Source organism: Neptunicella marina (genome assembly GCF_014270035.1).
Classification (GTDB): Bacteria; Pseudomonadota; Gammaproteobacteria; order Enterobacterales; family Alteromonadaceae; genus Neptunicella; species Neptunicella marina.
Genome location: NZ_JACNEP010000003.1, coordinates 164,614 through 176,140 on the forward strand (window position 1 = coordinate 164,614; position 11,527 = coordinate 176,140).

Consider the following 11,527-nt stretch of genomic DNA (forward strand, 5'->3'; position numbering starts at 1 on the left):
TTAAATGTCGATGCAGTTAGCGGGTAAAAACATTGCTGTGATTGGACTGGGTCAAACAGGTCTGTCGGCAATTGCGTTTTTAAAAGCGCACCACGCTAATGTATCTGCCTTCGACACTCGTGCCGGATATCAGGCAGTGGTGCCTGCCGGTGTGGTGGTGAGAACCGGAGAATTAGATGCCGGGCTACTCACGCAAGCTGACATGATAGTGTTGAGTCCGGGGGTTGCATTGTCAACACCTGCCATTGCCGCTGCTAAAAATGCGGGTGTACCGGTTTTAGGTGATGTTGAAATCTTTGCTCAGTTTAATCATGTGCCGGTTCTAGCCATTACCGGTTCCAACGGTAAATCGACTGTTACCATGTTAGTCGCGCATATGCTGGAAAAAGCCGGTAAACGCGTATTAACCGGCGGTAATATTGGTGTGCCGGTGCTGGATTTACTGGGTAAACCGGCCGATTGCATCGTACTTGAATTATCCAGCTTCCAGTTAGAAACGACTTATAGCCTGCAAAAACTGGCAGCAACCGTATTAAACGTGAGTGACGATCATATGGATCGTTATGCTGGTTTTGACGATTATCGCGATACCAAGCGCAGCATTTATAACTTAAGCCAGCATTGCATTGTTAACCGCGATGATCCTGCTACCGATTGTGCACAGGCTGAGAACTCACTGAGCTTTGGCTTAAGTGCCAGCAAAACCGGATTTGGTTTCGACCAGGCAACCAATACCATTTTGTTAGAGGGTAAACCCTGGTTGGAAATGCAAAAAGCCAGTCTGGCCGGGATGCACAATGTATTAAATATTCAGGCTGCTGCTGCCCTTGCCAGCTGCACGGGGGCTGAGCATTTTGCACTGCAAGCCGCTTGTACCGATTTTAACGGTTTACCTCATCGTTGTGAGCGCGTTAGCGATAAATTTGGCGCGCAGTGGATTAACGATTCTAAAGCGACCAATGTGGGCGCGACCATTGCTGCGATTGAAGGTTTACGACCCCAGGTAGCGGCCAGACTGATTTTAATTGCGGGTGGTGATGGTAAAGGTGCTGATTTCACGCCGCTTAAATCAGTATTTAGCTCAGTTGATCGCTTAATTACTTTAGGTCGTGATGGCGATAAAATTGCAGCCTGTTATGCTAATCCTGAGCCTGTAAGCAGCTTAGAACAAGCGGTGCAGTTAGCGGCAAAAGATATTCAACCGGGTGACATGGTGTTGTTATCGCCAGCCTGTGCCAGTTTGGATATGTTTAAAAACTACGCCGAACGCGGCCAGCGTTTTGCACTGGCTGTGGAGGCATTGTAATGGTTGCTGCAATGTCTGGTCATTTACGTGAACTGTTCAATTCCCGCCATGGTGAGATTGATCAGCGCCCTTATGATGCGTCAATTTTAGTGATTGCATTAGCGCTGCTAAGTATCGGTTTGATTGTGGTGACATCTGCTTCTATGCCGGCTGCCGCGCGTTTGTACGATAATCCTTTTTATTTCGCTATTCGTCATTCAATTTATATTTGTGTCGCATTAATCGCATTTTTTGTCACGCTGCAAGTCCCGATGAAGTTGTGGCAGTGGGGGAACAGCTGGTTGTTGTTGGCCGCAATATTTTTGCTGATTGCTGTATTAATCATCGGAAAAAATGTCAACGGCAGTACCCGCTGGTTAGCGTTGGGACCTATTACCATTCAGGCGTCTGAGCCTGCCAAGTTGTTTTTCTTTGCTTATCTGGCCGGTTACTTAGTACGACGTTATGAGGAAGTCACCGAGAACATTAAAGGCTTTATCAAACCACTGATTGTGTTCTTCGTTTTAGCGCTGTTATTACTGATGCAACCTGATTTGGGTACAGTTGTGGTTATGCTGGCGACCACCATAGGTTTATTGTTTTTGGCCGGCGCGCGTTTATGGCAGTTTTTTGCGCTGATGCTAACGGGTGCAATTGCAGTGGTAACCCTGATTATTACTTCGCCTTATCGAATGGCGCGGGTGACGTCTTTTATGGATCCGTGGGCTGATCCTTTTGGTAGTGGTTATCAGTTAACTCAATCGTTAATGGCCTATGGTCGTGGTGATATTTTTGGGCAGGGATTAGGTAACAGTTTGCAAAAACTGGAATATCTGCCGGAAGCCCATACCGACTTTATTATGGCGATTCTGGCTGAAGAATTAGGTTTTGCCGGTGTAGCCTGCGTATTAATTTTAATGCTGATGCTGGTATTAAAAGCGCTCAGGCTGGGTAACAAAGCGTTAGATAAAGAACGCCCCTTTGATGCTTATCTGGCATATGCTATCGGCATTTGGTTTAGTTTCCAGACCGCGGTCAATATTGGGGCCAGTGCAGGCATTCTGCCAACTAAAGGCTTAACGTTACCTTTTGTAAGTTACGGTGGTTCAAGTTTGATCATTATGGCCATGGCCTTAGCTGTCTTAATGCGCATTGACTTTGAGTTGCGTATGGCCGATGTGCAGGTGGTTAGTGGAAAACGTAAGCGCATCAGCCAGGCCGCTCCTTCTGCGGAGAAGGAGAATGCAGATGACTAAATGTTTGTTAGTCATGGCAGGTGGTACCGGCGGGCATGTATTCCCGGGTATCGCAGTGGCTGATTATTTGAAATCGCAAGGTTGGTCAATCCATTGGCTTGGAACCTCACAGCGAATGGAAGCGCAAATTGTGCCAAAAGCGGGTTATGACATCAGCTTCATTGACGTTGCGGGACTAAGAGGTAACGGCATTAAAGGCTGGTTAATGGCGCCGCTGACCTTGAGCAAAGCTTTATTTCAGGCACTTAGTGTTATGCGAAAGGTTAAGCCCGACGTGGTACTGGGCATGGGCGGGTTTGCCAGTGGACCTGGTGGCATTGCGGCATTTTTAAAAGGTATACCGTTAATTTTGCACGAGCAAAATGCTGTGGCCGGTTTTACCAATAAGTTGCTTGCACCGCTGGCGAAAAAAGTCTTAACCGGTTTTGATGATACTTTTCCTCCATCACAAAAAGTGAGTTGGGTGGGTAATCCGCTGCGTTCGGATATTCAGGTTCAACAAACCGAATCCTCTCATGAGGGCATCAATATTCTGGTGGTTGGCGGCAGTTTGGGTGCTCAGGCTTTAAATGAAGCCATGCCACAGATGCTAAACGCATTAAACCAGCCAGTAAGTATTTGGCATCAGTGTGGTGCAGGGCGGGAGCAACAGGTACGTAAAACCTATATAAGCGATGCTCAGGTTAAAGTTAGCGATTTTATCGATGATATGGCTGGTGCTTATCAATGGGCAGACTTAATTATTTGCCGTGCCGGTGCGCTGACAGTATCGGAAATCGCGATGGCAGGCAAAGCGGCGATATTTGTACCGCTGCCGTATGCCGTGGATGATCATCAAACCAAAAATGCGCAGGCCTTAGTGCGTTGTGGTGCTGCCAGAATTGTAAAACAGAGTCATTCACTGGCGTTTGATTTGGCCGAACAAGTTAATCAACTTAGTGTCGAAAGACAACAGTTAACCCGTATGGGACAAGCGGCGACAAGTGTGGCGCGTCCGCAGGCAACCAAAGATGTTGCCGATGTATGTAAAGAATTAGCCAAGGTGGTAGCAGTAAATGAGTAAAACCAGCCCAACAACTTACACGGTGCCGGAAATGCGCCGCATTAAAAATATTCATTTTATCGGTATAGGTGGCGCCGGCATGGGTGGTATTGCCGAGGTATTACTGAATGAAGGTTACAATATCTCTGGTTCTGATATTCAGTCCGGCGCGATGACTGAACGGTTAACCGGGCTTGGTGCCACTGTGTTTTTCTCGCATCAGGCCAGCAACGTAGAAAACGTGCATGTGGTTGTTGTCTCGAGTGCCGTGGACAAAACCAACCCTGAAATTATGGCGGCAATTGAAGCCCGTATTCCTGTTATTCGCCGCGCTGAAATGCTGGCAGAACTGATGCGTTTTCGTCATGGCATTGCAGTGGCAGGCACCCACGGAAAAACGACCACCACCAGTTTACTGGCAACCATCTTTGCTGAAGCCGAATGCGACCCCACTTTTGTGATTGGCGGACTGCTAAATAGTGCAGGCACTAACGCACGCTTGGGTAACAGCCGCTATTTGATTGCTGAAGCTGACGAAAGTGATGCGTCATTCCTGCACTTGCAGCCCATGGTTTCGGTGGTCACTAACATTGAACCCGATCATATGGGCACCTATGAAGGTGACTTCCAGCGTATGCAGGATACCTATATTGAATTCCTGCATAACTTACCGTTTTACGGATTGGCGGTGATGTGTGGTGATGATCCAGTCGTGTGCGAATTGCTGCCGCGTATTGGACGCAAATGCCTGACTTACGGCGTTGGTGAGCACAATGATGTACGCGCAATTGATATTCAACATGGTTTTAACCGCAGTACTTTTACCGTGTTGCGCTCTGGCAAACAACCATTGACCCTGACCATTAATTTGCCGGGTCATCATAATGTCTTAAATTCTCTTGCTGCTATCGCCGTAGCAACTGATGAAGGTATCGATGATGACGCCATCGTAGCTGCACTGGCTTCATTTGGTGGCATAGGCCGCCGCTTCGAAATGCTGGGTGAATTTGAAACCGGTAACGGTAAAGCGATTTTGGTGGATGATTATGGGCATCACCCCACCGAGGTTGCCGCAACAATAGCGGTGGCACGCAATAACTGGCCGGATCGTCGTTTAGTGATGGCTTACCAGCCACACCGCTTTACCCGAACCCGCGATTTATACGAAGACTTTGTCAAAGTTCTGTCTCAGGTTGATGTGTTGTTATTGCTCGAAGTGTACAGTGCCGGAGAAGTACCGATTGACGGGGCAGACAGTAAATCTTTGTGTCGTTCCATTCGCCAGCGTGGGCAAATTGAACCGATTTATATTGCTAACAAAGATGAGTTACCCGCCATACTGGCTGAGCAATTACAGGATGGTGATATTGTACTCACTCAAGGTGCAGGCAATATTGGTGGACTCGCCAAAGTGCTGCAAAAAACTCAACTGGATATTGAAGCATTAAAAGGGGCTAGTGCATGAGCACGGTAAATCATTACGGAAAAGTTGCCGTGATGTTTGGCGGCCATTCTGCCGAACGTGAGGTGAGCCTGCGCTCAGGACAGGCAGTGTTGGATGCACTACTGTCACGTGGCGTTGATGCGTATAAATTTGATCCAGCTGTACGTTCTGTAAGTGAACTGGTGGCAGAGAAGTTTGATAATGTTTTGATCATGTTACATGGTCGCGGCGGTGAAGACGGCAGCCTGCAAGGATTACTTGAGCAGTTACAAATCCCCTATACCGGTAGTGGCGTGTTAGGTTCAGCCCTGTCGATGGATAAAATTCGTACAAAACAAATATTTAGTAGTGTTGGGCTACCTACTGCAAATTATAAAATTGTGGAAAAAAGCTGCTTTGATGCGGGATCCTGCGAGGTTATAATGCAGGAGTTTGGGGGCGCAATCATGGTGAAACCGGCGCTGGAAGGTTCCAGTATCGGTATGACCAAGGTGACAAAATCTGCACAATTGCTCGGCGCGGTACAGCACGCATTTAAATACGATAATAATGTACTGCTCGAGCAATATATTGAAGGTAGTGAATTTACGGTCAGTATTCTTGACGGTAAAGCGCTTCCTTCTATTCGCATGTCTACTCCCCGTGATTTTTATGACTACGAAGCCAAGTATCAGGCTGACAGTACGCAATATTTTTGTCCCAGTGGCGCCAGTGATGAGCTGGAAACGCAACTGGCTGACTATGCAGAACGTGCGTTTAAGGCGGTAGGTGCTGGTAGTTGGGGACGTGTGGATTTTATGTGTGATAGCGCGGGTCAGTTGTATTTGCTGGAAGTGAATACAGTGCCGGGCATGACGGCTAAAAGCTTAGTGCCAATGGCAGCCAAACAAGCAGGTTACAGCTTTGCTGATTTGGTCGAAAAAGTGTTATCTGGCGCCGGCCTGAATAAATAGGACTGGAAGGTGAAAATAACCGGTGAAAAAAAAGCCATTTTACTCAGACCAGGGTTCTGGTTTGGTGTGGCATTTTTTATCACTGTGGTGCTTAGCATTATCTGGGCTACCGCGCGCTTAAACGACTGGTTAAAGGATGAACAGCGTTTGCCGGTGCAAAAGATTATGATAGCCGGTCAACGTCATTTTATTAAAGATGAGGACGTGGCCAGAACGGTACGTAAGGCGCAGCCCGGTAGTTTTTTTGAACTGGATGTGAATAAAGCGCTGGCGGCTGTGGAAGCTATGCCATGGGTGCACAAAGCCTCGGTGCGCAAAGAGTGGCCGAGTACCTTAAAAGTATATTTGATTGAGCAAGTGCCGGTAGCGCACTGGAATTCGGATAGTTTGCTCAATCAACAAGGTAATTTATTTAATGGTCAAATGAATGAGGAACAAGATCAACTGCCTCAGTTATTTGGACCGGGTGGTAGTGAACAAACTGCGTTGCAGGGCTATCGGGCCATGCAGCAGCTGTTGGATAACAGCCAGTTGAAAATTGAAGAATTACAGCTGAGTGAGCGTTTTGCCTGGCAAATTAAACTCAGTAACGGCATTAAGCTAAATATTGGCCGCGAAGAATTTATCGACAGAGTGCAGCGTTTTGTGGATGTATATCCGATGCTGGTGAAAAGCGATAGAGCGGTCGATTATGTTGATTTGCGATATGACACTGGATTAGCAGTGGGTTGGAAACAAAAAAGTGAGAGTTAACACTATGTCGAAGGTAGCGGATCGCAACCTGGTGGTTGGATTGGATATTGGCACTAGCCGTGTAAAAGCTGTGGTTGGCGAAATGCTGACTGACGGTGGTGTCAGTATTGTTGGCGTGGGTAGTCATCCTTCCCGAGGCATGGATAAAGGCGGTGTTAATGATTTGAATCTGGTAGTTCAATCTGTGCAGCGCGCCGTAGATGAAATGGAACTGATGGCGGACTGTAAAGTGTCATCAGTATTTTTATCGGTATCTGGCCGTCATGTGCAATGCCAGAACGAAAATGGCATGGTGCCAATCAATAATAAAGAAGTAACCCAGGACGATGTGGACAATGTTATCCATGCGGCCCGTTCGGTACCTATTGCAGCAGAGCGTCGCTTATTACACGTCTTACCGCAGGACTTTACGATTGACGTGCAGGAAAAGATTAAGAATCCAGTCGGTATGTCTGGTGTGCGAATGGAAGCCGAAGTTCATATTGTGACCTGTGCTGACGACATGGCTAAAAATCTGGTTAAGTGTGTTGAGCGCTGTGGTTTACATGGTGATCAGCTGATTTTCTCCGCTCTGGCGTCAAGCTACGCGGTGTTAACCGATGATGAAAAAGAGTTAGGAGTGTGTGTAGTGGATATCGGTGGCGGAACCATCGATATCGTAATTTATGCCGAGGGAGCGATTCGCCATACCGCGGTTATCCCGGTCGCCGGAAATCAGATCACCAGTGATATCGCTAAAATATTCCGTACGCCAATTAGTCACGCGGAAGAAATTAAAATTAATTACGCCTGTGCATTAAAAGATTTGGTGCGCATGGATGAAAGCATTGAAGTGCCCAGTGTGGGTGGACGCCCTGCACGTGCCATGTCTCGTCATACGCTGGCCGAGGTGATTGAGCCGCGTTATCAGGAATTGTTTGAACTGGTACTGGAAGAAATCAAAGCCAGTGGTTTGGAAGAGCAGATTGCAGCTGGTGTGGTATTAACCGGTGGCACCGCCAAAATGGAAGGTGCTGTGGAATTTGCTGAAGAAATTTTCCAGATGCCAGTTCGCACGGGATCTCCGATGGGGGTTAAAGGCCTGTCGGAATATGTTGAGGATCCCACCTATGCGACTGCGGTTGGTTTGTTGCAGTATGGCAAGATGGATTTAGTCTCTAAGCAATCATCTAAAGAGAAATCCACAGAAAGCTTGTGGCATCGTTTACAAAGCTTTTTTAAAGGTGAGTTTTAAGTGTGCGCACCAGGGAAAAATAGGTACGTACATTCATTAGAAGTAAAAAATTACGGTGCAGTTGATGCCGTACAACGCCCAAAAAATCGGAGAGAGAATTATGTTTGAACTTATGGATAGTCACAGCGAAGAAGCTGTTATTAAAGTAATAGGTGTCGGTGGCGGTGGTGGAAACGCAATCGAACACATGGTTGAACAAAGCATTGAAGGTGTTGAGTTTATTGCAGTCAACACAGATGCGCAGGTGTTACGCAAGTCATCTGCCGATGTCACCATTCAAATCGGTTCGAGTGTTACCAAAGGTTTAGGTGCGGGGGCCAATCCTGAAATTGGTCGCAGTGCAGCAATCGAAGACAACGACACTATTCGCCAGACGTTGGCAGGTGCTGATATGGTCTTTATCACCGCTGGAATGGGGGGCGGTACCGGAACCGGTGCAGCGCCAGAAGTGGCAAAAATTGCGCGTGAATTAGGTATCCTGACGGTTGCAGTTATCACCAAGCCATTTGCTTTTGAAGGCAAAAAACGTATCGGTTTTGCAGAAGAAGGCAGTGAAGAGCTGGCCAAAAATGTTGACTCGTTAATCACCATCCCTAACGAAAAACTGCTGAAAGTGATGCCAAAAGGTACCCCATTACTGGAAGCTTTTAGTGCGGCGAATGACGTATTACGTGGTGCGGTTCAGGGTATTGCGGAGCTTATTACTCGTCCGGGTCTAATTAACGTGGACTTCGCCGACGTGAAAACTGTGATGTCAGAAATGGGCACTGCAATGATGGGGAGCGGCAGCGCTAAAGGTGCAGATCGTGCAGAAGAAGCTGCAGAAATGGCCATCGCGAGTCCTTTGCTGGAAGACATCGATTTGTCAGGCGCTCGCGGTATTTTGGTTAACATTACCTGTGGTCCTGATTTTAGTATTGATGAATTTGAAACCGTGGGTAATGCGGTTAAAGCGTTTGCATCTGAAAATGCTACTGTGGTTGTGGGTACCGTTATTGATATGGAACTGCAGGACGAGTTACGTGTCACAGTAGTAGCAACGGGTATTGGCGCAGAGCGTAAGCCGGATATTTCTCTGGTCAGTAATAAACAGCCACGTCGTGAAGATACTGGTTATCGTCAGATGAACATTAATGATTCTTATGCTTCTTCAAGTGCGGGCAACACGGCGACGAAACTCAACCCAAGTGAAGAAAGCGACGAATACGAAAAAGACGATTATCTGGATATTCCAGCGTTTTTACGTAAGCAGGCAGACTAGGCATTTAGTGGAAATATTTTGACACTTTGGTCATAAACCACTAAAATTCGGACCCTTTTTTCGAAATTGATTAAATTTTAAGCAAAGAGCTGAATGATAAAACAACGTACAATCAAACAATCTGTTCAAGCAACAGGAATCGGTTTGCACAAAGGCGACAAGGTCACTATGACTCTCCGGCCTGCGCCTGCCAATACAGGAATTGTATTCAGGCGCACCGACCTTGAACCTTATGCGGATATTTCTGCAAACGCTGAGCTGGTGGGCGATACCATGTTGTGTACCTGTCTGACTAATGCTGAGGGCGTCAGTATTTCGACAGTAGAACATTTATCTTCTGCGCTTGCGGGGCTTGGCATCGACAATATTATTGTTGAAGTGAATGCCAATGAACTGCCAATTATGGATGGCAGTGCCAGTCCTTTTATTTTCCTGCTGCAATCTGCGGGAATTGAAGAACAAGCCGTTGCGAAAAAATTTATTCGTGTCACTAAATCTATTCGCGTAGAAGACGGTGACAAATGGGCCGAGTTTGTTCCTTATGATGGTTTCAAAGTCGATTTTCGTATCGACTTTGAACATCCTGTTATCAGCCAGACACGTCAGCATATGGTGATGGATTTTGATACTGAATCTTATGTTGATCAGGTCAGTCGTGCCCGTACTTTTGGTTTTATGCGCGATTTAGAATATATGCATGCGCATAATTTAGCCTTAGGCGGCAGCATGGAAAATGCTGTGGCACTGGATGAATACCGTGTATTGAATCAGGAAGGTTTGCGTTACGACGATGAATTCCTGAAGCATAAAATCCTCGATGCAGTTGGTGATTTGTATTTATGTGGTCACAGTATTATTGGTGAGTTTCGTGCTTATAAATCGGGTCACGGACTTAATAATAAGTTGCTTCGGGCGATGTTGGCACAAGAATCATGTTGGGAATTTGTGTCATATGAGCATGAGAAACCGCCAATTAATTTTGCAGTGCCAATTATGGCCAGCCGTTAGACGATTTGAAAATGCCGCTTTAGCGGCATTTTTATTTTATTAACCTTTAAATTTTCATTATTTTTAACCAATTACACGTCTAATATTATATGTTGGTGTTTAACTTGCTTAATCTTGAACCATATTAGTTTACTGCGGGTGCAAAAATTTTGTGTTTCACAGGTTGTCAGTTTAGAATCAACTCGCTGAGTTAGTGCTTTACAGTCATTGGATTTGCATGAGTTTTAAAATCTTATACAAGGGCAGCAATGTTCGATTTGCGTTTAGTTTAAACAAACACCAAATGTTGGGGGTTTGTGCTATTGCAATGGGGCTAACTTTTTGGATTGGCCGAACCACCGCTCCCTCTGATACTGACGATATAACACGCGTACTGCAATCGCAGTCAGGTTTAAAGCAACAACAGCAGGACGTGGAACAGTTAAAGTTGCAAACTCAGGAACAACTTACCGGAATGGTGATGAAACTGGGGGATATGCAGGGCCAGCTTCGTCGGCTTGACGCATTAAGTGAACGTCTGGCTGAAAGTTCTCATCTTTCGGTTGAGGAATTTGCATTTAATGAGCAGCCAGCCATAGGTGGTCCTTCTCAGGCTGCGCCCAATTATATCGTTAAAGACAGTGCGGAGCTGATGGCGGGCATTGATAATATGCTGGGTGAAATAAAAGACAAGTCGCGTCAGTTGGAAGCGCTTGAATCTATCATGTTAAGTCACCATGTTAATGACCAGAGTTATCTTGCAGGCCGACCGATTAAATCGGGATGGTTATCGTCATTTTACGGCATTCGCAAAGACCCCTTTAATGGTTTACCTGCAATGCACAAAGGTCTGGATTTTGCCGGTAAAGAAGGCTCTGATGTTATTGCCACAGGTGCAGGTGTTGTAACCTGGGCGGGCGAACGTTATGGCTATGGCAATCTGGTAGAAGTTGATCATGGTGATGGTTTATCAACCCGCTATGGTCATAACAAAGCAATTAAAGTTAAAGTCGGTGATGTGGTAACCAAAGGTCAGGTGTTGGGGCTAATGGGGAAAACCGGCAGGGCAACCGGTGCACATGTGCATTATGAAGTATTAAGGAACGGGCGACAGTTAGATCCTCTCGCGTATGTTTCCAGACGCAATCGTCATTAGTTAGGTTTTTATACCTGATGGTAGCAGCAGTCGGTCAGTTTGGCCGACTGCTGTTTTTATAAATGGCTGTCAAACAGCTACGTAATCAATTTTGTGAGTCAGGCCAAACCGCCGCGCAAAGTTATAAAGAAAATTAATCTGATTGGAAGCGGTACA

10 protein-coding genes are annotated in these 11,527 nt (G+C 46.3%); all 10 read left to right on the forward strand.

Annotated elements, in window-relative coordinates; all coding sequences use genetic code 11:
• The first annotated feature begins 4 nt into the window (after positions 1-4).
• The 10 genes from murD (at position 5) to H8B19_RS05420 (ending at position 11,371) form a co-directional block, all read left to right on the forward strand.
• Positions 5-1,306 (forward strand): UDP-N-acetylmuramoyl-L-alanine--D-glutamate ligase, encoded by a 1,302-nt coding sequence (gene murD / locus H8B19_RS05375; protein ID WP_186505771.1) that lies wholly within the window; start codon positions 5-7, stop codon positions 1,304-1,306.
• Positions 1,306-2,541, forward strand: coding sequence for a cell division protein FtsW (ftsW, locus tag H8B19_RS05380; RefSeq protein ID WP_186505772.1), 1,236 nt, complete (start codon positions 1,306-1,308; stop codon positions 2,539-2,541). The genes murD and ftsW overlap by 1 nt, the downstream gene beginning before the upstream one ends.
• Positions 2,534-3,604 carry an undecaprenyldiphospho-muramoylpentapeptide beta-N-acetylglucosaminyltransferase gene (gene murG / locus H8B19_RS05385; RefSeq protein WP_186505773.1) on the forward strand — a complete coding sequence of 357 codons (1,071 nt, stop codon included), beginning with the start codon at positions 2,534-2,536 and terminating at the stop codon, positions 3,602-3,604. The genes ftsW and murG overlap by 8 nt, the downstream gene beginning before the upstream one ends.
• Complete coding sequence (gene murC, locus H8B19_RS05390) at positions 3,597-5,048, forward strand: UDP-N-acetylmuramate--L-alanine ligase (RefSeq protein ID WP_186505774.1); 1,452 nt, start codon at positions 3,597-3,599, stop codon at positions 5,046-5,048. The genes murG and murC overlap by 8 nt, the downstream gene beginning before the upstream one ends.
• A complete protein-coding gene (locus tag H8B19_RS05395; protein ID WP_186505775.1) occupies positions 5,045-5,980 on the forward strand; it encodes a D-alanine--D-alanine ligase in 936 nt (311 codons plus the stop codon). The genes murC and H8B19_RS05395 overlap by 4 nt, the downstream gene beginning before the upstream one ends.
• Before the next feature lie 9 nt (positions 5,981-5,989).
• A complete protein-coding gene (locus tag H8B19_RS05400) occupies positions 5,990-6,733 on the forward strand; it encodes a cell division protein FtsQ/DivIB (RefSeq protein WP_338401495.1) in 744 nt (247 codons plus the stop codon).
• Positions 6,734-6,737: 4 nt separating this feature from the next.
• Positions 6,738-7,967, forward strand: coding sequence for a cell division protein FtsA (gene ftsA / locus H8B19_RS05405; RefSeq protein ID WP_186505776.1), 1,230 nt, complete (start codon positions 6,738-6,740; stop codon positions 7,965-7,967).
• A gap of 100 nt (positions 7,968-8,067) precedes the next feature.
• Positions 8,068-9,228, forward strand: a complete 1,161-nt coding sequence (gene ftsZ / locus H8B19_RS05410; RefSeq protein ID WP_186505777.1) for a cell division protein FtsZ — start codon at positions 8,068-8,070, stop codon at positions 9,226-9,228.
• Positions 9,229-9,321: 93 nt separating this feature from the next.
• On the forward strand, positions 9,322-10,236 hold the full coding sequence (lpxC, locus tag H8B19_RS05415) for a UDP-3-O-acyl-N-acetylglucosamine deacetylase (protein WP_186505778.1): 915 nt from the start codon (positions 9,322-9,324) through the stop codon (positions 10,234-10,236).
• Positions 10,237-10,453: 217 nt separating this feature from the next.
• A complete protein-coding gene (locus H8B19_RS05420; RefSeq protein ID WP_186505779.1) occupies positions 10,454-11,371 on the forward strand; it encodes a M23 family metallopeptidase in 918 nt (305 codons plus the stop codon).
• Positions 11,372-11,527: the final 156 nt, after the last annotated feature.

What these genes read in the sequence shown, in the direction of transcription:
- murD (WP_186505771.1), top strand. Translation starts at nt 5, where the DNA reads ATGTCGATGCAGTTAGCGGGTAAAAACATTGCTGTGATTGGACTGGGT.
- H8B19_RS05395 (WP_186505775.1), top strand. Translation starts at nt 5,045, where the DNA reads ATGAGCACGGTAAATCATTACGGAAAAGTTGCCGTGATGTTTGGCGGC.
- ftsW (WP_186505772.1), top strand. Translation starts at nt 1,306, where the DNA reads ATGGTTGCTGCAATGTCTGGTCATTTACGTGAACTGTTCAATTCCCGC.
- murC (WP_186505774.1), top strand. Translation starts at nt 3,597, where the DNA reads ATGAGTAAAACCAGCCCAACAACTTACACGGTGCCGGAAATGCGCCGC.
- ftsZ (WP_186505777.1), top strand. Translation starts at nt 8,068, where the DNA reads ATGTTTGAACTTATGGATAGTCACAGCGAAGAAGCTGTTATTAAAGTA.
- murG (WP_186505773.1), top strand. Translation starts at nt 2,534, where the DNA reads ATGACTAAATGTTTGTTAGTCATGGCAGGTGGTACCGGCGGGCATGTA.
- H8B19_RS05420 (WP_186505779.1), top strand. Translation starts at nt 10,454, where the DNA reads ATGAGTTTTAAAATCTTATACAAGGGCAGCAATGTTCGATTTGCGTTT.
- ftsA (WP_186505776.1), top strand. Translation starts at nt 6,738, where the DNA reads ATGTCGAAGGTAGCGGATCGCAACCTGGTGGTTGGATTGGATATTGGC.
- lpxC (WP_186505778.1), top strand. Translation starts at nt 9,322, where the DNA reads ATGATAAAACAACGTACAATCAAACAATCTGTTCAAGCAACAGGAATC.